This window comes from Arthrobacter gyeryongensis (assembly GCF_039543785.1).
Classification (GTDB): domain Bacteria; phylum Actinomycetota; class Actinomycetes; order Actinomycetales; family Micrococcaceae; genus Arthrobacter; species Arthrobacter gyeryongensis.
This window is the reverse complement of record NZ_BAABKK010000014.1, coordinates 1-24,390: the sequence shown is the minus strand read 5'-3', so window position 1 is coordinate 24,390 and position 24,390 is coordinate 1. Positions and strand designations below refer to the sequence as shown.

Genomic DNA, 24,390 nt, shown 5'->3' with positions numbered 1-24,390 from the left:
CCCAGCAGCTCAACGGAGTGCCGGAGGAATGGACGCATTGGGGGCGTCCATTTTTACGTTTAAGCGCAGGGTGGGCCGGCTCGGCGCCATGAAAGTCCCGATTGGGCGATGCTGAAATTCTCGGGTACAGTGGAGTCTGCTTTTGATTCAGAAGCATGGAGAATTCGCCTAGCGGCCTATGGCGCACGCCTGGAACGCGTGTTGGGTTAACGCCCTCGGGGGTTCAAATCCCCCATTCTCCGCGTTTGGCCCCGGTCCTTTTGGATCGGGGCCTTTTTGCGTTCCGGCGCTATTCGAATTGTCACTGCGAGGGGAATGATCGTGCAGAATCCGAAGGCACCAGCCAATCCCACGCCGCGCCGGGGAGCCCCTACATCCGTTCCGCAGCCACCCGTTCCAGGACTTCCCGGCACGCCAGGATTGCGGGGTGGATCCGGCCGGCGGTGCGCGTTGAGGTGAAGACTGTCCGCTTCGGGAGTCCCGGCAGGTCGAGCAATTGGACCGGGGTGGTTCGTCCCGTCCAGACGAGGTCCGGCATGAGGGCCACGGCATTGCCGGACTCGATGAGCCGGATTTGAGCTTGGAGGTCGGCGGTTTCGTAGCGGACATCGGGCTCGAAACCGGCGGAACGGCATGCTTGCTCCGCCCAGTGCCGGGACGCCGCGCCATGAGGTTCCATGACCCATGGCAGCGCAGCCGTATCCGCGAGTGAGGAGATCGATTCCCCGCCAAGGCCAAGCGGGGGAGTGGCCAGCCTGATGGCGTCGCTGGTCAGGGTGGCACGGTCCAGGCCGGGGTGGTGCGGTGCCGCGTGTCCGGGGTATTGCTCGGCCACCACGATGTCGAAGTCGCGGGCCCAGGTTTCATAGAGGGCAGTCTCCGGTTCGCGTTGGATCATCTCTACGCGCACTTCGGGATACTCGCCCTTCATGATGGTGAGGAAGTCCGGCATGAGGGCCAGGGCAGCGGTTTGGAACACGGCCAGCCGCACTGTTCCCGTCACTGTGGAGAGAGACGCCGCGAGATCCGTCTCTGCCCGCTCGAGGGTGGCCAACAAGGACGCCGCGTGCTCCACCAGGATCTCGGCCTGGGGCGTCAGCTGCACGCGCCGGCCCGATTTTCGCAGCAACTTCACGCCGGCTTCCTTCTCCAGCAAGGTCAGCTGCTGGGACACCGACGACGGGCTGTACTTCATCGCGTCGGCAACCTCTGCGAGCGTTCCGCGGATCTTCAATTCGTGCAGCAGGCGCAGCCTACGGACATCCAGCATTCGGCTCTCCAGAAGGGTCGAGAAATCTAATGAATATTCTTCAGAAAAGATCGCTTTTCCTAATCTGATTGTAGATCCATACTGATGGAAACAAAGCCCTCTCCGCACCAAAAGGAACGAAGCGCATGAGCACACCAACCCGGGATTCGAGCATCGACGCCAGGACTCAGTCCACCCCGGAATCCGGACACCTCCAGGAGTTGGCCCACGAAGCCATCCAACTGGTTCGACACTGGCTCACCGAAGCCTCGAAGGTGCCCGTTGACGTTTCCGCCCAGCGCCTCGCCGGCGTCCTCAAGGACCCGAATGGCCTGGACTTCACGGTGGGATTCGTCGACGGCGTCATCCGCCCCGAGGATCTGACCGTCGCCGGCCGCAACTTGGCGAAGCTTGCCCCGAAAGTCCCGGCCTTCCTGCCCTGGTACATGCGTGCCGCCGTGCGTACCGGCGGTGTCATGGCTCCGGTTCTTCCGCAGGTAGTCATCCCGATCGCCCGCAAGGTCCTGCGTGACATGGTGGGCCACCTGATCGTGGACGCCACCGACGCGAAGCTCGGCCCGGCCATCGCCAAGATCAAGCAGAACGGCGTCCACCTGAACGTGAACCTGCTGGGCGAGGCCGTCCTGGGCGAACGCGAAGCCAGCCGCAGGCTTGAGGGAACCCTCAAGCTCCTGGCTCGTGACGACGTCGACTACGTCTCCATCAAGGAGTCCTCCACGGTGGCCCCGCACTCGCTGTGGGCCTTCGATGAAGCAGTGGACCACGTGGTGGAGAAGCTCACGCCGCTCTACAGGCTGGCTGCATCGTTCCCCAAGCCCAAGTTCATCAACTTGGACATGGAGGAATACAAGGACCTCAGCCTGACCATGGCCGTGTTCACCCGGATCCTGGACAAGCCCGAATTCAAGAACCTCGAGGCCGGTATCGTGCTGCAGGCCTACCTCCCGGACGCGCTCTCGGCCATGCAGGAACTGCAGGAATGGGCCGCGGCACGCCGGGCAAACGGCGGCGCTCCCATCAAGGTGCGCGTCGTCAAGGGCGCCAACCTGCCCATGGAACAGGTCCAGGCGTCCATCCAGGGCTGGCCGCTCGCCACGTGGGGCACCAAGCAGGATTCGGACACCAACTACAAGCGGGTCCTCAACTACGCCCTCACCCCAGAACACATCGACGCGGTCCGCATCGGCGTCGCAGGCCATAACCTCTTCGACGTCGCGTTTGCTTGGCTGCTGGCGAAGGAACGCGGCATCGCCGCGCAGGGGCAAGGAGCGATTGAGTTCGAGATGCTCCTCGGCATGGCCACGGGCCAGGCCACGGCCGTCCGCAAGGACGTCGGCAGCCTCCTGTTGTACACGCCGGTAGTGCACCCGGGCGAGTTCGACGTCGCCATCGCCTACCTGATCCGCCGCCTCGAAGAAGGCGCCAGCCAGGACAACTTCATGTCCGCGGTGTTCGAGCTTGGGGGGAACTCCCCAGAAAGCAGAGCTCTGTTCGAACGCGAGAAGCAGCGCTTCCTCGCCTCCCTCGCGAAGCTGGACGACGCCGTTCCGGCCCCCAACCGCACGCAGGACCGCAACAGGCCCGCGGCCGCCATGCCAAACCATGGTTTCGCCAACACGCCGGACACCGATCCTGCCCTGCCAGCCAACCGGGCCTGGGGCCGCGCCATCCTGGAGCGTATTCCGGGCTCCACCGCCGGCAACGCGATCGTTGAAGCCAGCAAGGTGAGGGACGCCCAGGAACTGGACCGCATTATTGCCACCGCAGTGGAAAACGGCAAAGCTTGGGGAGCCATGCCGGCCGCCGAGCGCGCAGCCATCCTGCACCGGGCTGGCGACATCCTGGAATCCCGCCGCGCCGAACTTCTTGAGGTCATGGCTTCCGAGACCGGCAAGACGATCGAACAGGGCGACCCCGAAGTCAGCGAAGCAATCGACTTCGCGCACTACTACGCCGAGCGTGCCAAGGACCTGGAAACGGTCGACGGCGCCACGTTCGTTCCAGCGAACCTCACGGTCGTGACCCCGCCGTGGAACTTCCCGGTGGCGATTCCCGCAGGCTCCACGCTGGCGGCACTCGCGGCGGGATCCGCCGTCGTGATCAAACCGGCAAAGCAGGCCCGCCGCTCTGGTTCCGTCATGGTGGACGCGCTTTGGGAGGCTGGTGTGCCGCGCGAAGTGCTGGCGCTCGTGCAGCTCGAAGAACGCGAGTTGGGCACCCAACTGGTTTCGCACCCCAGCGTTGACCGCGTGATCCTCACCGGTGGCTACGAGACCGCCGAACTCTTCCGCTCCTTCCGGCAGGACCTCCCGCTGCTCGCGGAGACCTCGGGCAAGAACGCCATCATCGTCACTCCGCACGCGGACCTCGATCTCGCCGCCAAGGACGTCGTGTACTCGGCTTTCGGGCACGCCGGACAGAAGTGCTCCGCCGCTTCGCTCGTGATCTTGGTAGGTTCCGTTGCCACCTCGGCGCGCTTCCACAACCAACTCGTGGATGCAGCCCGCTCGCTCAAGGTGGGCTACCCGGAACAGGCAACCACCCAGATGGGCCCGATCATCGAGCCGGCCAACGGCAAGCTCCTCAACGCGCTGACAACCCTCGGCGACGGCGAGACTTGGGCAGTGAAGCCGGAAAAGCTGGACGAGAGCGGCCGCCTGTGGTCCCCGGGCATCCGTTTCGGCGTCAAGCGCGGATCCTACTTCCACCTGACCGAATTCTTCGGCCCGGTCCTCGGCGTCATGACGGCGTCCACCTTGGAAGAAGCCATCGCCATCCAGAATGAGATCGAATACGGACTCACGGCCGGGCTGCACTCGCTCGATTCCGATGAAATGGGCGTCTGGCTGGACACCATCCAAGCCGGCAACCTCTACGTGAACCGCGGCATCACGGGCGCCATCGTCCAGCGGCAGCCGTTCGGCGGCTGGAAGAAGTCGGCCGTGGGCGCAGGCACCAAGGCCGGCGGACCCAACTACCTGGTCGGACTTGGCAGCTGGCTCCCTGCCGAGCCCGCCGCGAAGCGCGGTGCCACACTCAAGGGTGCGGCGGCTTCGATCCTGGCCGCGGCCAAGGCCGCAGGCCCGCTTGTTGAGGCCAGCGACGCGGAGGCCCTGCAGAAGGCGCTCTTCAGCGACGCCGCGGCATGGGCCACGGAATTCGGCACCCGCAAGGACGTCTCAGGCCTGAGTGCCGAGCGCAACGTCTTCCGGTACCGGGCCTTCCTCGTGACCATCCGCTTGTCCGAGGGCGGGAAGCTCGTGGACCTGCTTCGTGTCGTAGCAGCCGGGGCAGTGGCGGGTTCGGCACTCACGGTTTCTTCCGCCGTCGAGCTTCCCGAAGCTGTTATCGGAGCCTTCGCAGGGCTGGGCGTGAGCACCCGCATCCAGAACGACGCCGAATGGCTGGCTTCCGCTGCAGGCATCAACGGTGGCCGCATCCGCCTGATCGGCGGGGACAGCAGCGCCCTGAGCGCCGCGACCGGCGGTCGTCCCGACGTCGCGATCTACCACGGCACGGTGACCCCGGCCGGACGCATCGAGATGCTGCCGTTCCTGCACGAGCAGGCCATCAGCATCACAGCACACCGCTTCGGCACTCCGAACCACCTGTCGGACGCGCTGATCTAGCGGTTCGTCAAAGAAGCCCGGCGGGACGGCCACAAGCCGTTCTGCCGGGCTTCTTTGCTATGCCTCGTACCCCAAGCGCCGCAACCGTGTCCGGGCAGCCTGCTCGCTGGGGCCGCTGCGTCCCAAAGTCAGGCGTACGACGGCGAGGACCAACCGTGCGGCGAAAATCGATGGCAGCGGGATGGGGCCAAAACGGGCCTTTTCCAGCCCCAACAGTTCCCGATACCGGGGCTCCAGGCTGGCCACGGCCGCGGCGAACAAAATCCGGTAACCAGGTTGCAGCGACGCTTTCAATGGCGGATATCGGATGAATTCGATGGTTTCCCTCAGCCGCTCGTCAGCGCGGAGTTGGCCGGAGGCGTACCAGCGGTCCATTTCCGCCGTCACTTCCGCGAGGCTCAGGGGAGGGTCCTCGACTCCCATCAGGCGGCCTGCCTGGGCCCACTCGCGGATGTAGGCGTCGGCGCCGCCGGGGACCGCCCCACCCCAGATCCGGTGCGCCGCTACGAAGGAATCCGCGTACGCGACGTGGACCCAGCGGAGAAGCTCGGGATCGTTGGCTGAGTACTCGCGGGTCTGGCCCTGGGCGTCTACGTAGCTGCCCTTGACGGAGTCGTGCACTCGCCGCACGAAATGGGTTGCGGTCTGCGCGGCATCCATAGAGCCGTAGCTCACGGTGAATATCCAACGGATGGTATTTGCCAGCCGGCCCAGGGGGTCCCTTTTGAAGCCTGAATGGTCGTACACGCCCGCCAAAGCGCCGGGATGCAGGGACTGCATGAGCAGCACCCGGATTCCCGCGATGATCGTGGACATGGAACCGTGGATAGCCCAGACGGCCGAGCCGGGAAGGTGGTATCCGGGGTCGTTTCCCTCCGCAAGCCGCAGCACCCAGTCAGGCGTGGACTGCGGGTGACCCGTAAAAGTCATCCGCAGCTCCGCTTGCCACTTCTTCAAGAAGTTGACCATGGTCCATTGTTGCGCAGCATTCTGTTGGCGCAAGCCGCGGCCTTGTTTACGTCAAGGTGCCGGCCCGCTGGGAAACACCGGGCCGGCACCTTTCGCGCGAATCCGCTTAGACTGCGGGTTGCCTGGCAAGTGCCCGACGGCGGCGCGCCGGGGACGCTGCCACCAGCAGGGCCGCGATTGCCACGGCAGCGCTCAGAACCAGGCCGGGCCGGTACTGATCGAGCATGGCTGCCGCGCTGAGCGTGCCATCCGCCTGCCCATGCCCGCTCACGAGGGCAGTCGTCACAGCAAGGACAAGGGCTGCACCAACCTGCGTGCTGGTCTGGATGAGCCCGGCGGCCAGCCCCTGCTCCGAATCCCGGATTCCAGCGGTGGCTTGGACGTTGATGGACGGGAAGGCCAAAGCGAACCCGATGCCCAGCAGGATCACTGAGGGCAGGATGTCCAGGACGTAGTTGGGTGAGGTTCCGACGCGGAGGAACAGGACGTAGCCCAGTCCCATGGCGGTCAATCCGGTGAGGATGAGCTTCGGGGCTCCGAATTTCTCGATGAACCTATCCGCGAAGGGTGCGCTCGTTGCCACCAGGAGCCCGGTTGGAAGCAAAGCAAATGCCATGCCCAGGGGAGACCAGCCGAGCACCGATTGCAAGTACATGGTGAGGATGAACTGGAAGCTCAGATAGGAACCGAACAGTCCAACCGCACTCAGGTTGGCGCGCGCCACCCAGCCTTCACGAAGGATGCCGAAGCGGATGAGCGGGTGCTTGACGCGGTTTTCGATGACGGCGAAGGTTGCCAGCACGGCAGCAGAGATGGCGAATCCGGCGATTGTTGCCACAGATCCCCAGCCCTTCTCCGGAGCTGAAACCAGGGTGTACACGAGGCCAAGCATGCCCAGCGCGAGCGTGACTGCGCCCCAGACGTCATGGCCGCTCTCTTCCGTGGACGGCTTGTCCCGGGGAATGAACAACATGCCGAGAAGCACGACGGTGACGGCGATCGGTACCGATACGAGGAAGGTCCAGCGCCAGCTCAGGCTGGTCATGAGCCCGCCAACCACCAGCCCGAGCGAGAAGCCGCTCGCGCCGAACGTGGTGAAGATGGACAGCGCCTTGTTGCGCTCACGGCCTTCAGCGAAGTTGGTGGTGATGATGGAGAACCCGGTAGGGGCGGTGAACGCTGCGGCCAGGCCCTTGACGAAGCGCGTCGCGATCAAGAGGGTGGGATCGTTCACGAGGCCGCCGAGGAGTGAAGCCGCAGCGAACACGGTCAAGGCGATCAGGAAGATCCGACGCCGGCCCAGGAGGTCGGCGAGCCGCCCGCCCAGGAGCAACAGGCTCCCGTAGCCCAGGACGTAAGCGGAAACGATCCACTGCAGGGAATCGGTTCCGAGGTGGAGTTCGTGGCCGATGGAGGGAAGGGCCACTCCCACCATGGAAACGTCCAGGCCGTCGAGAGCCAGGACCGTGCACACCACCATTAGCAGCAGCCACTGGGCCCGGGTCCAGCGGACGGCTGTATGGAGCTGCTCGGCAGATCTAGTGAGGGTGCTTGGGGAAGTCATGGAAATCAATCTATATGACACGTCATTCAATGACAAGGAATATGACTAGGAATCTTATGACGTGGACTTTATCTAGGGTTTCGACTAGAATCTCCCTATGGCAACAACGCAGGATCGCCAGCTGGTTGAGCAATGGCGCAGCATCCAGAACTCGTACTTCCGCACCGCGGCCGCCATCGACCGCGCCCTCGAAGCCAAGTTCGACATCGGCCTCAACGAATTCGAAATCCTCGATCTCGTTGCCGAAAGCGTCGACTCTGCCTGCCGCATGAAGGCACTCGGGGAGCGGACTCCCATGACCCAGAGCGCCGTCTCCAAGGTTGTTGACCGCTTGGAGAAAGCCGGACTCGTCTCGCGAGTAACCTGCACGGATGACCGCCGCTCGCTTTACCTCGAGCTCACCGACGCCGGCCGCGCGCTGCATTCGGATGCCGCCGTCGAGCACCGCGCGCTGCTGAAAGAGAACCTCGGCGAGTAGCCCGCTACGGTCCGGCGAGTGTTTCGCGGACCGGCCAAGTATGAAGTCGAGTGTTCCCATTCAATTTCCTAGCGGCCACAATGGGACAAGCGCGCCCGTACTGGGGATGAGCGCCTGTCTCAGGAGCCGCTGTGGGAAAGCATCATGAGTCTGACCGGATTGTCGATCTGGTGCTCACAAGAAAATTTGGCCGGGTCCTTTCGGCCTGCTTCCTCGCTGTCGTGATGATCCTCGCTTTTGGTTTCCAGGGCCCGGGTTTGGGCGGACCGGCACGGGACGGATCCTTGGCCGCGGGCCAAGTCGAACCCGGCATGCTGCCCACGGATGGTGCCGCGCCCAGCGCGCAGGAGGCCGTGCCTCAAAGCGCGACGTCGGCCCCGGTCCAGGCAGGTGACAAAGCCACGGTGTCTTTTGAACGTTCCCCGGTCCAAACCCTCGACAAGAACGGCGTCGGCACTCTCAACGTCTCGTCGAGTTCCCTCGACAGGCCCCCTGCCGGCAAACTCTACGCGCCGCTGGAAACGCTGCTTCCGAGCTCTCCCTTCGGGTTGAGGATCGATCCTTTCACCGGATTGCCGGGGGAGTTCCACTGGGGCCAGGACTTCGCCGCGGCTTGCGGCACGCTCGTCTACGCAGCGGACTCCGGCGTTGTCCGGGCCGTGGGTTGGCACCCGTGGGGTGGCGGCAACCGCGTGGAAATTGATCACGGCAACGGCCTTGTCACCACGTACAACCACCTGCAGGGAATTGCAGTGACCAAGGGGCAATCGGTCCGGGTAGGCGAGGTCATTGCCAGAGTGGGGACCACGGGTTCCTCGACCGGTTGCCACTTGCACTTCGAGACGATCCTCAACGGCGTTTACGCCAACCCTATGAACTGGACGTTCCTGCCAACCAAGCAGGTGGATCCCCTCAGCGATATCCGGATGGTCAGCTATCAGCCAGGTTCCGCCACCGCGACCTCGGCGGGGTCTGTCTGGTCCATCCCCGGGGCCGTGCCAACTGAGCCGGGAGCCGTGCCCTCGAGAGAGGCGGTGACCGGCGGGGTGCAGGAAGCGAAGGTTGTTCCGCCGAGCCCGTCTGCTACAGGCACGCCAACGCCGACGGCGTCACCCACTGGTAGTCCGACGGCGGGTCCGACTGGCACCCCGACCGCGACGCCTTCGCCAACCGCTACTCCCACTCCAAGCAAGACGCCGAGTGCCACCCCGAGCCCAACCGTGACTCAGGCTCCGACCGTGACGGTCCCGCCCACGCTGACGGTCCCGCCCACGGTGACGCAGGCACCCACGGTGACGGTCCCGCCTACCGTGACGCAGGCGCCTACGCTGACGGTCCCGCCCACGGTGACGGTCCCGCCCACGGTGACGGTCCCGCCTGCCGTGACGCAGGCGCCCACGGCGACGGTCCCGCCTACCGTGACGCAGGCGCCTACGCTGACGGTCCCGCCCACGGTGGCACCGGCGTCGAGCCTCCCGGCTCCGATACCGACCGTGACGCCCATCCAGCCACCCCCGACGGCGCCCACGACGCCGGCACCCACCACGCCGTCAGCGCCCGCCAGCCCCGCGCCATCGGCTACCGCGACCAGCAAAACGACCCCAACGGCCCCGTAGCCGTAGAAGTCATCGCTTTCCTGGAGCCTGTCCAGCCGCCCCGCCACGCGTAGACTCGAATGCGGCAGTTTGCCAAGGCTCCACGTCGTAAGGAAGCGATTCAATGTCCCCGCTCTACAGCATCCCCTTGACGCTCAACGACGGCTCCCAGGCCGACTTCGGGCGTTTCGAGGGCAAAGCCGTCCTGGTAGTCAACGTGGCTTCGAAGTGTGGTTTCACGCGCCAGTACTCGGGACTGGAGGAGCTCTATGGCAGATACCGCGACCGTGGATTCGAGATTCTGGGTGTGCCGTGCAACCAGTTTGCCGGCCAGGAGCGAGGTTCCGACGCCGAGATCGCGGACTTCTGCCAGCGCAATTTCGGAGTCTCGTTCCCGCTCGCGAGCAAGTCCAAGGTCCGCGGCAAGGAGCAGCACCCCCTGTATGCCGAACTCACCCGGACGGCCGACGGCTCCAAACCGCAGAAGGTGAAGTGGAACTTCGAAAAGTTCCTCGTGAGCCGCGAAGGCGAGGTGCTCGCCCGCTTCCCGTCCGTCGTCGAGCCCGATTCCCAAGAGCTCATCGAGGCACTCGAAGAGGCTCTCGCCTAAACGGGTTGGAAGGATTCCTCACTGAGGTCGGCGATTCCCTTCGCGATGGCCCGACGGTTGTCAACAACGATTTCTCCGTCAACAACCGTAAGGATCACCGGCGTCTCCGCGAAATCGTCCGGAGCGGTGGTCAGGGGATTGTGTAGGACCACCGTCAGATCGGCGCGGGCTCCGCTCTCTACGATTCCGCCCTCTTCGCCGACCGATCGCCAGTATTGGCTCGTGTAACCTTCGAGCGCGGCACGCGCGGACAGCGCCTGCTGGGGCTGGACGGGCTCGACGTCGGGCCGGCCGGCCGGGCGGCGAGTCTGGGCTGATGCGATGATCGCCCGCGGGTCGAAAGGAGCGATAGGCCAGTCCGATCCGAGGGCGACGATGGCTCCGGCGTCGCGGAGATCGCGGGTCCGCCACGCCTGGTTGGCCCGTTCGCTGCCAAGCCTGCGGGACCAGTTGTCGGTGTGGTCGGCGCGGCTGTAGAGGGCGCAATGCGTCGGCTGCAGGCTCGTTGCGGCACCCGCGCTGATGATTTCCGCCAAGACCGAATCCGGGATGGACTCGATGTGCTCGATCCGGTGGACCGTGCCGTTCTTGGGAAGGGCGCCGATGGTCCGCGCGACGAAGGACACCGCTTGATCGCCGATGGCATGCGTGGTGGTGGGGATCCGGTGTTCGTGGAAGAACTTCATGGCTGCGGCAAGAGCTTCGGGATCGTGCCAGAGCGGATGGAGTGATTCGCCGTGGGTGTCGGCATCAAAGAGCCACGCCGTGCCGTTGTCGATGGTTCCATCCATCATGAGCTTGATGCCGTGAACGTGCCAGCGCCTGCCGTGCCGGCCCTGCATCGCCAGCATGGCCTCCAGGTCATCCTCGGTGGCGCCCGGCATGACCCACGGCGAGATCCGCAGCCGGATGGCGAGCTCGCCTTTGCGCTCCAGGGCCTCCAGCACTTCAAGTGTGTCCGGGGCTCCGAAGTCAAGCATCTGGCCTGCTACCAGCCCGGATTCGGCCATGGAACGCAGGAGCTTCCCGAGCTCGTCGACGCGCCGCTCGAAGGAGGGCTGGGGAAGGACGCGGCGAACGAGCTCCTGGGCGGCCATTTCGTAGAGCATGCCGTTGGGCCTGCCGTGCTGGTCGAGGCCGACGTAGCCGGTGCTGGGCAGTTCTTCCGTTCCGGTGACGCCGGCGAGCTTGAGGGCGGCGTCGGAGACAAGCGAGGCATGGCCGTCGAACAGGGTGATGAACGCGAGTTCGTCGTCGAGGATGCCGTCGAAGAGGGAGTTGTCGAAGACCGCATCCCCGAAGATGGCAGGGTCGAGGCCCCAAGCGAACAACCAATCGGAGCCGACGGCGTGCGGCGTGGAAGCTGCGTACCGCGCAAGGGCCGCGCGGACGTCGTCGAGCCCGGTGATCCCGCCCAGATCAAGGCCACGGGCGATTTCCGCTCCATGGATGGGGTGGATGTGGGCGTCGATCAGGCCGGGGCAGACTGTTGCGTCCCCGACGTCGATCACCTGGTTGGCTTGTGCGGTCCATTCATCGGCAGCCTCGGCGCGGCCGACGTGCGCGATGCGTCCATGTGAGATGGCGACAAAACCGGCGGTCTTTGTGAGCGCCTCACCGTGGAGGATGCCGGACGAGAAGATGACGAGATCGATGGGCTCGGGCGTGGTCACGATGTAACTCCTTGTTGTGTTCGGGTTCCGACGCCGGCCCGGTGGGGATCAGTCGTCGTCGATGGCTGCCTTCAATCCTGCCGAGAGGACATCGGCCAGGAATGCGAAGCGGTCTACTGGGTGCTCTGCCACGGCTTTCTTTGCCGCGAACAGATGGGGATAAGTGCCTTCCTCTTCTTGGTTGATGCTCCATGCGGATTCCATCGTCATTGCGTCGAGGCTCGCGCCGATCGCTGCGCTGTCGAGGGTTTCCAGGGCGGGAATGATGAGGTGCCGTGGCGCCCCGGCGATCTCAAACGCTTCGACAAACTGGTCGTAGCGCTCCAAAGCTGCTGGGTGTGACACCGGCTGCGTGAGCAGGAGGGGAAGGAGCGCCGGCACCAGGCTGTACGCCTTGCGAAGGGAGTCGAAGATCCCGCGGATGACGTCGTCGAGGCTGCCGGACGGCAACTCGGGCATCGGAGCTCTGTCTACGAGCGCGCCACGGGCCAGCTCGATGATCTCCTGCCGACCCGTGACGTGCTTGTAGAAAGATGACTGCCTGACGCCCAGGCGTTCCGCGAGCCGCGGGATCGAGAGGCTCTCTTCCTCCTCGAACATCTCAAGCGCCGCGCGGCCGATCGCCTTCCGCGAGAGCCTCGGTGTCCGGGGCCGTCCTAGCTGGCTGGTTTTGCTGGGAGTCTGCATTCCTCAAGACTAGGCTCCGGGATCACTCGGCGTGGCCGATCTGCTGGTAGGCGGCCGGGTTGACCTTGCGCAGCACGAGGGCCAGCACGGTTCCGGCCGCAAACAAGAGCGGTGCAAATACGAGCAGTGTTGTGTTGACGGGGTCCCCGGCCGGGAGGCCTGTGAGCAATTGGGCGTTGTTGGCCATCAGGTAGGTCACCGCGCACATGATGATCGTGGCTGCCACGGCGGAAGGCATGACGTACCAGCGAAGGCTGTGGTCCTTGAGGCGGGTGAAGAAGACCACGACGCCGACGCCCGTAAGTGCCTGCAGGAGGAGGACGCCGATCACTCCCGGGGTGTTCGTCCAGATCAGGAACTGGGTGAACGGGTCCAGCTGGAGCAGGGCCGCGCCGATCACGAGGGCGAGCGCGAGGAGGGTCTGGTCGAAGCCGGCCACCGAGGGGGTGCGGTAACGCGGGCTGATCCGGCCTGAACGCTTCGGGAAGATGCCCTCGCGGCTCAGGGACAAGGTATAGCGGTTGATGGTGTTGTGGAAGGAGAGCTGGGCGGCGAAGATGCTGGTAACGATCAGCACGCTCATCACGTTCACGCACCAGCCGCCCGCGAAGTTGCCCGCTGCGATGTAGGCGGTGTCCCCGGCGTCGAGGTGGCCGGCGGCGAACGCCTGGACGGCGTCAGCTCCGAAGGCCTGGACGATGATCCAGACGGCGAAGGCGTAGAACGCGCCGATGAAGGCGACGGAGATGTAGGTGGCACGAGGGACGCTGCGGTCCGGGTCCCGGGCTTCTTCCCGGTACAGGGCTCCGGATTCAAATCCCATGAAGGCGGAGAAACCCAGGCCAAGGACCGCGGCGAACTGCGGGGAGAAGATGGCCTGCGGGCTGAATGATTCAAAGCTGATGCCGTGTGCGCCGCCTTGGGCCAGGACGAATGCGGCGACGATGGCAACGATCGCGGTTTCGAGGGTAAGCAGGACGGCGAGGACCCTGGCGCCGACATCGATCCCGCGCCAGCCCAGGTACCAGACGGCCCCGATTGAGACGATCGCGTAGAGCCACCAGGGAAGTTCCACGCCGGTGAAGGATTTGACGGCGAGGTTGGCCTGGATACCGAGCAGTCCGTAGAGGCCGATTTGCAGGCCGTTGTAGCTCATCCAAGCGGTGAGGCCGGAGCCGAGGCCGACCACGCGGCCGAGGGTTTTCGAGATGTAGCCGTAGAAGCCGCTGTAGGAGCGGACGTGGCGGGTGAGCGCCATGAAACCGATGGCGAACAGGCCCAGGCCGATAGCCGCGGCGATGTAGATCGAGGGAGCGCCGACGCCGCCCACCGCGAGAGCGAGCGGGGCGATGCCGACGACGATGGTCAGCGGAGCGGCCGCTGACACCAACATGAACACAATGTCGCGAGTGCCGATTGCGTTCTTCTTCAAACCGCCGTCAACGCTGACGGGCGCGGGCGGCACGAGTGCCGCCTTTTCTTTAGTGAAAGCCATTCGCTTATTGTGAGGGGCGGCACATGTTCGGGTCAAGAGGGTCTGTTTCGGGGCTCGCTCACAACCGGCGCCGAAAACGCCGACGCTCGCTCACCTATGTCGCCTTTTGGGCGAACGCTCGCTCACCTATGTCGCCTTTTGGGCGGACGCCCGCTCATTTTTGGTGAGCGAGCGTCGGGTGGAATGCGGCTAAAGGTGAGCGAGCGTCGTCGAAAATCGCCCTAAAAGTGAGCGAGGATCGCGGGGCAACGCGAGTAATTTTCCAACATTCCGACCGTAAGTTGCCCTGCGTTAGCCTTTTGTCTGGTTGGATTGGGTTTATTGGGGCAGACACTGGAGGCGCCGTCTCCTACCGACCCGAAGGTAGTAATGGAGCTCATCGAGGCCGAGTACCCGCGGCCAGGACACGTACTTCTGCACCTTAGCGACTCCCATCTGTTGGGAGGGTCGGAACCCCTTTACGGCGCGGTTGATAGTGAAGCCCACCTCAGGCAACTCTTTTCGGAAGTGCATGCGTCGAAGGTCCGCCCCGACGCCGTAATCTTCACCGGGGACCTCGCCGATCAGGGTGAGCCCGGTGCCTACGCCAAACTCCGGTCGATCGTCGAACCTGCCTGTCGAGAGATGGGAGCGCGGGTGATCTGGGCGATGGGAAACCACGACGATCGGGCGAATTTCCGTGCTGGCCTCTTCGACCAGAGCGACAATAATGCGCCGGTGGATCACAGCTACTTCGTCAACGGGCTGCGGATCATCACACTGGATACCTCCGTGCCCGGCTTCCATCACGGTGAGCTAAGCCAGAGCCAGCTCGACTGGTTGGGATCGGAGCTCGCGACGCCGGCTCCGGACGGCACGATCCTTGCCCTCCACCACCCTCCGGTCCCGAGCGTCCTCGATCTCTCGATCCTCGTGGAGCTGCGCGGCCAAGCCGCGCTGGCCGACGTCGTGCGCAATTCGGATGTCCGCTCTATCCTGGGCGGCCACCTGCATTACTCCACTACGGCTATGTTCGCCGGTGTCCCGGTATCGGTGGCTTCCGCGAGCTGCTACACGCAGGACCTCAACGTTCCGCAGGGCGGCACCCGCGGCCGTGACGGTGCCCAGGCGTTCAACCTTGTCCACGTTTACGAGCAGACGATTGTGCATTCGGTGGTGCCGTTGGGCAAATCGCCGACTGTCGGTGAGTACGTCAGCCCGGAAGCCACGAGGCGGCGGCTCGCCGAAGCAGGCATCCGGATTCCGCAGAGAGCTACGCACGAACGCGGTTCCAGGGTCGACGCGAAGAGCCCGGAGATGACCCGACGCTAGGGGCCTACTTCTCCCAGGGCGCCTTGACCGGGAAGTACTTCTCCATGAAGTCCGTCACGAGTCCGGCCCTTTCGTCGGCAGCCACCTCGGGGAAGCTGCCATCGTTGAGGCAGAAGAAGTCCACATTGCGTTTGGCGAGCAAGGTGGGCAGGTAGTGCAGCCCGGACCACAGGGTTGTGTCCACATACCTGACCTTGGCCGCCGTCTGCGTCACTGCCCGGCCCGTGAGCAACGAGTAGTAGTGGTAGAACGAGTTGGTCACGGAGATGTTGTCCGCCGCACGGAACCTGCTGGCCGCTGTCTTGGTGAATTCGGCCGGAAACTCGCGCTCCATCTCTGCGATCACGCTGCGCCGAAGGGGTGCGGCGGTGTGCTCCAGATGGCGCGTAGTGATGCGCCCGAACCGCTCCCAGAGAAGCTTCCTGTTGACGCGGGCCGCGTTCTCGAAGCCGCTGCGTTCGGCGTCGTTCTCTCCCAGCCCGATCCGGGTGGAGGCTTCGATGAACTTGGTGATTCCGCCGGGAGTGAAGAACATGTCCGGTGCAACGGGCCTGCCGAAGAACATGTCGTCGTTGGAATACAGGAAGTGCTCGGAGAGGCCCTCAATGTGGTGCAGCTGGGATTCCACGGCCTGGGAATTGTGGGTTGGCAGCACTGTGGGGTCCTTGAAGAACTCCTCGCTGCGCATGATCCTGACGCTCGGGTGCTCGGCCAGCCACTCCGGGGCGGGGGAGTCCGTGGCGATGTAGATCCGGCGAATCCAAGGCGCATACATGTACACCGAGCGCAGGGCATATTTGAGCTCGTTGATCTGCCGGAAACGCGCCTCGTGGGCGTCGCCCTCGCCCACGATTGCGTCTTTCATCTGCTCGCGACGGGCCGCGATGTATGCGGGATCGTTGCCGTCCACCCATGAAAAGACGATGTCGACGTCGAAGTCGATGTCGCTCGCGTGGTCCGCGAACATGTTCTCGATGGTCGGCCAGCTCAGCCCGTGGCGTTCCACCGTGCCCCGGACAGCGTCCTGGCGCAGCATGGTTCGCCGGGTCAGGGAGTTCTCCACCGGCAACACGAGCTGATCGCCGTCGAACTCCCACAATTCCAGTTGCACGCCCAAGGAAGGACCGTAAGTCAGCCCGCCCCCGGGTTCCACGCGTGGACGGAAGAGCCGGAAGATCCTGGCCTTCCGGTTGCTTGAGAGCTCGCCGTCGGCTACGAGCAACGTGGATTTCTTCCGCGCGTCAACGGTCATGGAGTAGAACGGCTCGTTCCGGAAAGCAGAGACCAAAGCCTGGCGCAGTTTCTTCCGGAGCTTCCAATCGACGGCGATCACGGGCCGGTGGTCGTTGCCGCGGACCAGGATGAAGTCAAGCCCTGCCGCGTCCAGCGCGGCGCGGATGACGAGGAGGTCTTCGACCATCACCTGCTGCGGCGTGCGGTTCTGGTTCAGCAAGCTGTAGCGGCCGCGGTGGCGGACGACGTCGGGGCGGTGCTTGAGGCGCGCGTCGACCGCGGGCGATGTCGGTTCAGGAACGACCGCATCGTCGTCGGACGGGGGGCTACCGAAGTAGATTGCTTGCTGGTCCATGTCTGTGATGGCTTTTCTCCGAAAGGTTGTGGTTCGCGCGAGCTTGGTGGACCTAGCCCACCAAGGCTTCACGCCAACTGCGCAGGAATGCGCCTCCGGCGTCGTCGTGAATGATGTCGTCGCCGAGGCCGAGGTCTGTGGCTGTAAGAACATCGTAGGGCTTGTTGGGCACGCCGTCGGCGGGCCGGACGTCGACGTGCTTGACGCTGTGGTCATTGTGGTGGAGCCAATCCGCCATGGCGTAGTCAGTGCGCGAATCGCCCACTGTCCGCCAGGCCTGCGGGGTGATTCCCTGGGCTGCGAGGAGCTCCACCGCGCGGCTCGCGCCGAGGTCCTTGCCGAGCCGGATGGACTCGATGTCCGTGGAGATGATGGTGGGATCCAGACGGTAGTCGGCGGCGTCGTCGGACTCTGGCGCGTGGTGATCCAGGAGCGCGGCGGAGAGCCCGTGCCTGCCCATGAGCTCCAAAGCATCCGCGTCGAAGAGCTTCTGTTCGGCCAGGTAGTCGTCACTTGAGACGTCCAGATGCTGTTCCACCGACACCATGGCGCGCTTTGTCTCATCGAAGAACATGTGCGTCGCGTAGTCCTCCGCCACCATGCGGCGGACGTCGTCGCCGTAGGCCTTCGGAACAGCAAGGGCGTGGTCCACATGGATGGGTCCCGGCCCGCCCGAGGTGTAGCTGAACCACACCGCGCCCTTCTCGCAGATCGCATGGACCACCGTTCCCGCAGGCATTCCGGCGGCAATCATGGGTGCCATGACCTGCTCGCGGATGAAAGCGTCTGACCGGCCGGTGTTGAAAATGACGGGGATGCCTGCGGATGCCAAGCCCACGAGGTCGGCGATGATTTCCGGCTTCACGTCGCGCGTCACGGGACTCGCGACAGGTCCGTCGACGTCGAGGAGGAGTGCGAGGGCGGGAGCAGCCGGGTGCGTGCCTGGCATTGAAGCAGTCATGATCCCATTCTGTCAGTCCGGCGTGATGGCGGCAGCGGTGTGACGGCCGACGGCGGCAGGCGGCACTGTTTCAGCTCGCACCGTCCGTCAACGGTTACCTTTTGGCCACAACCTTGGTGACCGACTTCTCATAAGTTCCCTTGGACGCCTTACTTCTTTAGGCTTGCAAAGTGATATTCAAAGCTGTGGGCGAGGGACGCCCGTACCCCGACCATGGTTTTTCCACGCCCAAGGACTGGGCCTCGCTGCCGCCCCGTCCTGTCCGGCTCGATGAACTCGTCACCACCAAACGCACGCTTGACCTGGAAGCACTGTTGGCTGAGGATTCAACGTTCTTCGGCGACCTTTTCCCACATGTGGTGCAGTACCAAGGCCTGCTGTATCTCGAAGACGGGCTCCACCGTGCAGTCCGTACCGCGCTCCACCAGCGTACGGCCATCCACGCCCGGGTCCTGGTGATAGATGGTTAACGAAACAATCCCGGAGGAGCAGGTGGCAGTGCCCGAAAATGCGGACCCGAGGAAGCGCCGGAAACGTCCTGGTCGTCAGAAAGACGTGACGATTCTGCACGGGCATCGGGTTGTCACCGGTCCGGAACTCCGGGCAACTTTTGCCGAGGCTCCTGGACCCGAGAGCCATCCTGGGTGGTTCAGCCGCCGCCTCTTGCATGGGATCGTTCTCGCGCTGCTCGTCGGATTGGTGGTTGCCGGACTCGTGGGCGCCTGGGCAATCATCAACGGCGTGATCCGTTTCCCTTCCGCCGTTGCAAGCCAGGCGCCGGCGGCAGTGTGTCCTGCCACTGTTTTCGACTACATGCCCAACAACAAGATCAGCGTGAACATCTACAATGCCGCCGGCAGGGCCGGTCTGGCCAAGAACGTTGCGGACCAGTTGAAGGCCCGGGGATACAACGTTGGCACGGTCGATAACTCCACCACCAGCTACACCGGCCCGGCCATGGTTGTTTCGGGATCGGGCGGTCAAGCCGCGGCTTTCAACATCCAGAGGAATATCGCGGGCACCGACTACTTCCAGGACCAACGCACGGATGCCTCCGTGGACCTCATCCTCGCGCCCGGCTTCTCGGCACTGGTGCCGCCGGAGCTCGTGGACAACACTCCGGGCAAGCTCAGTTGTCCCCGTCTGGAGCAGCGGATCGCCGACAACGCGAAGCTGCCGGTAATGCCGACGCCGTAGCGTTGGCCTTCCATGGACTGAGCCATCGGCCGCGCCCGCCCCGCGGCAAGGTCACACGGCAAGGTCACGCCAAGCGCGCGGGCCGGCCGTCGTCGTCGAACCTTGCTCCTGCGCCCAACTGGATGAACCGCACGGTCTGGACCAGCCGCTCCTCAAGCTCGTCCAGCTCTGCTCCGATCGCGGCGTTGCCGCGTGCCGCGCTGGAGGAAAGAGTTCCGTGGATGAGCCTCGCCAGCTGGCCGACGTCCGTGGGCGGGAGGTAGCCGTCTGCGATTCCGTCGCGCAGGATGTCCTGGAGCAGCAGGTTGAGTTCGCCGACGTGATCTGCCAATTTCGCAAAGGAAGCGGGAGAGAGGACAGCCCCCATCGCGGGGCCCGGCGGAAGGTGCCGGCGGCTCAGATCTTCCACTTGGGCGCGCACGTAAAGGGCCAGACGGTCCACCGGGTTCTGCAGTGCGGCGAGGGATTCGCGCAGGTCGCCCAGGAATCGCTCGGTCTCGTCGAGCGCGTACGCAATGAGGAGCTGTTCCATGTCGGCGTAGTAGTTGTATACCGCCGTCCGGCCGACGCCGGCGTGCCGCGCGACGTCGGTCATGGTCAAGCCGGGCAGGCCGTGGGTGAAGAGCAGTTCCCCGAAAGCTGTCAGGACCCGGCGTCGGGTTTCAGCGCGTTGCGCCGCATTGCTGGCGGCCGTAATCCTAGGCATACAGACACTTTACAGGGATCTGTCAGCAAAGTTGGGTGCGTGCGGCGCGAGCTGGCAGCAGATGACCTTTCAACACGCCGTTGGGGTCATCTGGTGCCAGCTCGCGCAAGGTTCTAGATCGCGCAGCCGTCCGGGCCGCAGGCGTCCGCGTCGGGGCTGCCGACGGCGACCAGGGGATTCGCTTCCTGCCACGCCTGCGCGAGGGCCTGCGTGAAGACCTCTGAGGGCTGCGCACCGGAGAGTCCATACTTGCGGTCAATGACAAAGAACGGCACTCCGGTGACACCAAGCATCCGGGCTTCGGCGATGTCGCTGCGTACGTCCGCTTCGTACTTGTCGGTGCTGAACAGTTCCGCGACCTCGGCTTGCGGCAGGCCCAACTCCCTGCCGAGCTTGGCCAGGTATTCCTGGCTTCCGATGTCCTCGCCGTGTTCAAAATGGCCGCTCAGCAGCTGCTCCTTGGCTTCGTCCTGCTTGCCGTGGGCGGCAGCCAAGTGGATGAGGCGGTGCGCCGTGAAGCTGTTGGCCACCACGACGTCGTCGAAACGGTAGTTGAGGCCCTCGCCCTTTGCCTGCAACGCCACGTGCTCGAACATCTGGCTGACCTGCGCGGGGTTCATGCCCTTGCGCTTGCTCAAGTAATCGAGCTCCGTGCCGTCGTAGTGTTCCGGGATGCTCGGATCCAACTGATAGCTGCGCCACTGGATCTCGACCGAGTCGCGGTGCGGAAATTCAGCAAGGGCCGTTTCGAACCGGCGCTTTCCGATGTAGCACCACGGGCAAGCGACGTCTGACCAGATCTCAATCTTCATGGTGGCGACAACCGGAAGCCGGGCCCGGGCATTCCCGCAATGGTCTGTTGGACTGGTCACAGCCCGGCGTTCACGACACGCAAAATGGTGTGCGACGCAGAAACGGGCAGGCGCTACGCGTATCCGGGCCGCGTGAAACTGTTTGCGCGTCGCGGGTCCATTTCCGCGTCGCTAATGCGCGTCCCGGCGTCCTAGACCGCCCGCTCCATCACGAAATCGTGCTCCACGGCATTGCCCAGGCGGAACGACTTGGTCCCGACCTTCCTGAATCCACTCTTCTCATAGAAGCGGATGGCTTTGGCGTTCTGGCTGTTGACGCCTAGCCACACCCCGGCCGCACCCGAGCCGGCAGCGCGGTCCAACGTGGCTTTCATGAGCTCCGCGGCAGCACCCATGCCGTGGTGTTCCGGATGCACATAGCACTTGCTCAGTTCCGTGGACGGGTTGAGCTTCAGGGCCGAAGCGACGTCGGTATCGCTCGTGGCTCGGGCCACCAGCATGCTGTAGCCGCGGAGTTCCCCCGCCGCGTCGATGGCCAGGATGGTGACGTCCGGATCGGCAAGGTATTCCGTGAACTTCTCCGCACTGAGCGTCCTGCGCAGGTGCGCGGCGATGTCTTCGGGCGAGGAGTCCGGCGGGCAGGCGAGCGGAAAGGTGACGGCGGCAAGCTCCGCCAGCCGTCCGGCGTCGTCCGCTGTTGCTTCACGGATTGTCTGGCTCATGCGGTCCTCTCTGGCAAACGGGCGCAGAAATGCCCCTCAAGACTGATCTTAAGGGGCATTTCAGGAAAGACTACGACGGCGATGTCCCGCCGGAGCGTTCCGGTTACGGGGCGCCGGGCTGCTTAGGCGCGGGCTTCCGCAAGCAGGCGAAGATCCTCATCCGGCTCGGGATCCCGGCCCAAAGCGAGGCCGACGATGGTGACGACGGCTGTGGCGAGCAAGTATGCGGCGATCAGGAGCCAGCTACCGGTGGCGGCGTAGAGGGCCGTGAAGATCAACGGTGCCACGGCTCCGCCCACGACGCCCGCCACGGTATATGCGAGGGAACTGCCGGCATAGCGGAGCCGGGCCGGGAACTGTTCGGTGATGAAGGCCGCCTGCGGGCCGTACATGAAGGCGTGCAGCCCGAGGCCGATCACGACGCCGACAGTCAGCACCAGGACGGAGCGTGACTGGATCATGAGGAAGAACAACGGGATGTACACGGCTGTGGCTGCGGCGGTGATGCCGTAGACCAGCCGGCGGTTGAACCGGTCCGTGACAGCGCCTGCGGCCGGGATCAGGAACAGCTGGAATGCCGAGCCCACCAGGACCGCGCCTAGGACGTTGCCGGTGGTCATACCCAATTCCTTGGTGGCGTAGACCGCGACAAAGACGGTGAACAAGGCGTACAAGACGTCGGGGCAGATCCGGCACAATGCGGCGGCGAGGAGGGGACGGAACTGCGTGGTGAGGACTTCCTTGATGGGAGCCTTGGGCCGTTCGCCGGTGGCTTCAATGGCCTTGAAAACCGGGGTTTCCTCGAGCTTGAGCCGGATGACCAGGCCGAAAGCAACCAGGATGGCCGAACTGAGGAAGGCCACGCGCCAACCCCAAGCGATGAAGGCATCGTTGCTCATGACGGCGGCGAGGACGGCCAGTGCGCCGTTGGCCAGCAGGTTGCCCGCGGGCGGCCCGATCTGGGCTGCGGACGACCAGAATCCGCGCTTGCTGGGATTGGCGTACTCGCTGGACAGCAACACGGCGCCGCCCCATTCGCCGCCTACGCCGATCCCCTGGGCCAGGCGAAGGAGGACCAGGATGATCGTGGCCCCAATGCCGATGGTGTGGTAATCCGGCAAGGCGCCGATGAGGACCGTGGCCGCGCCGATGAGGATGAGGGTGATGACCAGGACGTTCTTGCGTCCGATCTTGTCCCCGAGCCGGCCAAAGACAACGCCGCCAATGGGCCGGGCGAGATAACCCACCGCGAAGGCCGAGAAGGACAACAGCAGGCCCGTGGTTTCGTCATTCGTGGGGAAGAAGATCTTGGGGAAGACGAGCGCGGAGGCGACCGAGTAGATGGCGAAGTCGTAATACTCCAGGGAGGTTCCTGTGACGCTGGCAATGAAGGCTTTGATGGCGCCTGCCGAGGGTTTGCTGCGCCGTGTTGGACTTGGCGAAGTGGTCGCGGACATGGTTCCTCCATGGAACGTTGGGCGGGCTTTGTGATCCCGATCTCAATCGGGGCCTACACCCAATGATGCATCACATGGAGGAATTGTTCAACAATTTTTTGGCGAAAGTTCTTGCTGAGGTTCTTAGGTGGTGAGATGTTGGCGGATCCCTTCGACAATGAGGTCATGATCCTCCTGAGATGAAAGGCCCGACGCGGTGAGCCCGGGGCGCCGGATATCGATGCCGATCGCGTGACCGGCCTCCTGGGCCATGCTGGTCAACAATGAGCCGAGCCTCCAGGCGTCTCCGTGATCGAAGGAGGTGAAAATCAGCTCCTCTTCTTGGCGCCTGAGCGCTTCCAATGCTTCAACAGCGGCGCTGTCGGTCATGAGGCCCCTTCTGAGAGATTGCCTGGATAGGCAACATAAGCGAACCGCTCGGAGTCGGGCGACCAGCTGTTGACATTGAGGGTTCCCTGGCCGCCGAAGAGGGGCCACGTGTGGAGCGGAGTGGCCCAGTCGCTCGTGGAAACAACGACGACGTCGACCCGCAAGTCCGCGGGGTGGCCTACCGTGCCGCCGGGGAAACGGATATAGCTGGCCAGGCGCCCGTCGGGCGAGAGGTGCGGGAACCAGTCAACGGTGCCGCTTTCAAGCAGGCGCTCTGGCGTGCCGCGGTGACTGGCCCGCACCCTGGCAAGTTGGGCGTGGCCCGGCCGATCCGTGAAGGCCTCGGTATTGAAGTACAGCCATTCGCCGTCGGGCGAGTACTCGGGGCCGTCGCAGTGGCCGTCGACGTCGATTGCGGTCGCTGGTCCGCCCCCTGCTGGAATCGTGATGAGCCGGCCCGGCTGGGTGAAGTCGCCGCCGTCGATGCCGACGTAGGCGAGTGTCTGTCCGTCCGGGCTGATGCCGTGCAGGAAATGGAACCACCCGTCGTCGTCCGTGATCTTAGTGGCCTCACCGCCGTCGAGGGCTGCGCGGTAGAGGTGGCCGTCATTCGCCGAGAGGTAAATGGTGGTGCCGTCGGGCGCGAGGACGTGGTCATTGTTGAGATCCGGGATGCCAGTGATGGCTATCTTTTCGAGTCCGCCGGAAAGATCCAGCCGCCACAGGGCGCCGTCCCCATTGAGGATGAGGGCCTGGCCATTGAGCGTCCAGTTGGGTGCCTCCAGGAGCAAATTGTCCGTGCTGAAGGCCAGCTCGGAAGTGCCGGTGGCAGAGGCGATCCATACTTCGCAGCGCTGGCCGGGTTGGAGGGTTCGTATCACAGTGCTTCCTCGGGAGAACTCGGGGCGCGAGTTGGCAGCAGATGCCCGCAAAATCGGATCTTGGGGTCATCTGCTGCCAGTTCGCGCTAACCGGGTGGTTAGTCCTGGCTGAACGCGGCGTCGAAGCTGGTCTGGGAGGGCGGGAAGTCGAACTTCTTGAGGGCGGCGAGGGCTTCGGGGGCGCCGTGGAGGCGGTCCATGCCGGCGTCCTCCCATTCCACGGAGATCGGGCCGTTGTAGCCGATCGCGGTGAGGGCCCGGAAACTCGATTCCCAGGGCACGTCGCCGCGTCCGGCGGAGACGAAGTCCCAGCCCCGGCGCGGGTCGCCCCAGGGCAGGTGGGAGCCCAGGACGGTGTTGCGGCCGGTGGGGCGCAGCTTGGTGTCCTTGCAGTCCACGTGGTAGATCCGGTCCTT

General features: G+C 64.5%; 22 protein-coding genes and 1 tRNA gene. 8 read left to right on the top strand and 15 right to left on the bottom strand.

Annotated elements, in window-relative coordinates; translation table 11 throughout:
* The first annotated feature begins 157 nt into the window (after positions 1-157).
* Positions 158-242, top strand: a tRNA-Ser gene (locus ABEA18_RS11360).
* A 128-nt stretch (positions 243-370) separates the two neighbouring features.
* On the opposite strand, the gene ABEA18_RS11355 is transcribed toward ABEA18_RS11360, so the two are convergent.
* Complete coding sequence (locus ABEA18_RS11355) at positions 371-1,270, bottom strand: LysR substrate-binding domain-containing protein (protein WP_345449516.1); 900 nt, start codon at positions 1,268-1,270, stop codon at positions 371-373.
* Between the two features lie 125 nt (positions 1,271-1,395).
* Here ABEA18_RS11355 and ABEA18_RS11350 point away from each other — a divergent pair, with 125 nt between their 5' ends.
* On the top strand, positions 1,396-4,899 hold the full coding sequence (locus ABEA18_RS11350) for a proline dehydrogenase family protein (protein WP_345449515.1): 3,504 nt from the start codon (positions 1,396-1,398) through the stop codon (positions 4,897-4,899).
* Between the two features lie 57 nt (positions 4,900-4,956).
* Here the strand turns inward: ABEA18_RS11350 and ABEA18_RS11345 are convergent, their stop codons facing one another.
* Together ABEA18_RS11345 and ABEA18_RS11340 are read right to left on the bottom strand one after the other, a co-directional pair.
* Positions 4,957-5,868, bottom strand: coding sequence for an oxygenase MpaB family protein (locus ABEA18_RS11345; protein WP_345449514.1), 912 nt, complete (start codon positions 5,866-5,868; stop codon positions 4,957-4,959).
* 106 nt (positions 5,869-5,974) lie between these two features.
* Positions 5,975-7,432 carry an MFS transporter gene (locus ABEA18_RS11340; RefSeq protein WP_345449513.1) on the bottom strand — a complete coding sequence of 486 codons (1,458 nt, stop codon included), beginning with the start codon at positions 7,430-7,432 and terminating at the stop codon, positions 5,975-5,977.
* Positions 7,433-7,529: 97 nt separating this feature from the next.
* Here ABEA18_RS11340 and ABEA18_RS11335 point away from each other — a divergent pair, with 97 nt between their 5' ends.
* From ABEA18_RS11335 to ABEA18_RS11325, 3 genes are all read left to right on the top strand, one after another.
* Positions 7,530-7,910, top strand: a complete 381-nt coding sequence (locus ABEA18_RS11335; RefSeq protein ID WP_234752616.1) for a MarR family winged helix-turn-helix transcriptional regulator — start codon at positions 7,530-7,532, stop codon at positions 7,908-7,910.
* A gap of 131 nt (positions 7,911-8,041) precedes the next feature.
* Positions 8,042-9,526, top strand: a complete 1,485-nt coding sequence (locus tag ABEA18_RS11330; protein ID WP_345449511.1) for a M23 family metallopeptidase — start codon at positions 8,042-8,044, stop codon at positions 9,524-9,526.
* 103 nt (positions 9,527-9,629) lie between these two features.
* Entirely contained in the window at positions 9,630-10,115 is a 486-nt protein-coding gene (locus ABEA18_RS11325) for a glutathione peroxidase (RefSeq protein WP_345449509.1), read from the top strand.
* Here the strand turns inward: ABEA18_RS11325 and ABEA18_RS11320 are convergent.
* The 3 genes from ABEA18_RS11320 to ABEA18_RS11310 are packed head-to-tail and all read right to left on the bottom strand — an operon-like array spanning position 10,112 to position 13,970.
* Positions 10,112-11,788 (bottom strand): amidohydrolase, encoded by a 1,677-nt coding sequence (locus ABEA18_RS11320; protein WP_345449507.1) that lies wholly within the window; start codon positions 11,786-11,788, stop codon positions 10,112-10,114. The genes ABEA18_RS11325 and ABEA18_RS11320 overlap by 4 nt on opposite strands.
* A gap of 48 nt (positions 11,789-11,836) precedes the next feature.
* Entirely contained in the window at positions 11,837-12,475 is a 639-nt protein-coding gene (locus ABEA18_RS11315; protein ID WP_345449505.1) for a TetR/AcrR family transcriptional regulator, read from the bottom strand.
* A 22-nt stretch (positions 12,476-12,497) separates the two neighbouring features.
* Entirely contained in the window at positions 12,498-13,970 is a 1,473-nt protein-coding gene (locus tag ABEA18_RS11310; RefSeq protein WP_345449503.1) for an APC family permease, read from the bottom strand.
* Positions 13,971-14,339: 369 nt separating this feature from the next.
* On the opposite strand from ABEA18_RS11310, the gene ABEA18_RS11305 reads away from it, so the two are divergent.
* Positions 14,340-15,281 (top strand): phosphodiesterase, encoded by a 942-nt coding sequence (locus ABEA18_RS11305; protein ID WP_345449501.1) that lies wholly within the window; start codon positions 14,340-14,342, stop codon positions 15,279-15,281.
* A gap of 4 nt (positions 15,282-15,285) precedes the next feature.
* Here the strand turns inward: ABEA18_RS11305 and ABEA18_RS11300 are convergent, their stop codons facing one another.
* Together ABEA18_RS11300 and ABEA18_RS11295 are read right to left on the bottom strand one after the other, a co-directional pair.
* The gene (locus tag ABEA18_RS11300; protein ID WP_345449499.1) at positions 15,286-16,869 is read right to left on the bottom strand and encodes a stealth family protein; all 1,584 of its coding nucleotides are present in this window, start codon (positions 16,867-16,869) and stop codon (positions 15,286-15,288) included.
* Positions 16,870-16,921: 52 nt separating this feature from the next.
* The gene (locus ABEA18_RS11295; protein ID WP_345449497.1) at positions 16,922-17,830 is read right to left on the bottom strand and encodes a Cof-type HAD-IIB family hydrolase; all 909 of its coding nucleotides are present in this window, start codon (positions 17,828-17,830) and stop codon (positions 16,922-16,924) included.
* Positions 17,831-18,000: 170 nt separating this feature from the next.
* Here ABEA18_RS11295 and ABEA18_RS11290 point away from each other — a divergent pair, with 170 nt between their 5' ends.
* Positions 18,001-18,300, top strand: a complete 300-nt coding sequence (locus tag ABEA18_RS11290; RefSeq protein ID WP_059388531.1) for a type II toxin-antitoxin system VapB family antitoxin — start codon at positions 18,001-18,003, stop codon at positions 18,298-18,300.
* Between the two features lie 85 nt (positions 18,301-18,385).
* Positions 18,386-19,027 (top strand): LytR C-terminal domain-containing protein, encoded by a 642-nt coding sequence (locus tag ABEA18_RS11285; protein ID WP_345449495.1) that lies wholly within the window; start codon positions 18,386-18,388, stop codon positions 19,025-19,027.
* 64 nt (positions 19,028-19,091) lie between these two features.
* Here ABEA18_RS11285 and ABEA18_RS11280 read toward each other — a convergent pair whose 3' ends face one another.
* The 7 genes from ABEA18_RS11280 to ABEA18_RS11250 form a co-directional block, all read right to left on the bottom strand.
* On the bottom strand, positions 19,092-19,733 hold the full coding sequence (locus ABEA18_RS11280) for a TetR/AcrR family transcriptional regulator (RefSeq protein WP_345449493.1): 642 nt from the start codon (positions 19,731-19,733) through the stop codon (positions 19,092-19,094).
* 113 nt (positions 19,734-19,846) lie between these two features.
* Positions 19,847-20,545, bottom strand: a complete 699-nt coding sequence (locus ABEA18_RS11275) for a DsbA family oxidoreductase (protein ID WP_345449591.1) — start codon at positions 20,543-20,545, stop codon at positions 19,847-19,849.
* A gap of 191 nt (positions 20,546-20,736) precedes the next feature.
* Positions 20,737-21,267, bottom strand: coding sequence for a GNAT family N-acetyltransferase (locus ABEA18_RS11270; RefSeq protein ID WP_345449491.1), 531 nt, complete (start codon positions 21,265-21,267; stop codon positions 20,737-20,739).
* Between the two features lie 122 nt (positions 21,268-21,389).
* The gene (locus tag ABEA18_RS11265) at positions 21,390-22,724 is read right to left on the bottom strand and encodes an MFS transporter (RefSeq protein ID WP_345449489.1); all 1,335 of its coding nucleotides are present in this window, start codon (positions 22,722-22,724) and stop codon (positions 21,390-21,392) included.
* A gap of 123 nt (positions 22,725-22,847) precedes the next feature.
* On the bottom strand, positions 22,848-23,093 hold the full coding sequence (locus ABEA18_RS11260) for a hypothetical protein (RefSeq protein WP_345449488.1): 246 nt from the start codon (positions 23,091-23,093) through the stop codon (positions 22,848-22,850).
* Positions 23,090-23,974, bottom strand: a complete 885-nt coding sequence (locus ABEA18_RS11255; protein WP_345449487.1) for a TolB family protein — start codon at positions 23,972-23,974, stop codon at positions 23,090-23,092. The genes ABEA18_RS11260 and ABEA18_RS11255 overlap by 4 nt, the downstream gene beginning before the upstream one ends.
* A 98-nt stretch (positions 23,975-24,072) precedes the next feature.
* On the bottom strand, positions 24,073-24,390 hold a 318-nt coding region (locus ABEA18_RS11250; protein ID WP_345449486.1), incomplete at its 5' end, for a sugar phosphate isomerase/epimerase family protein.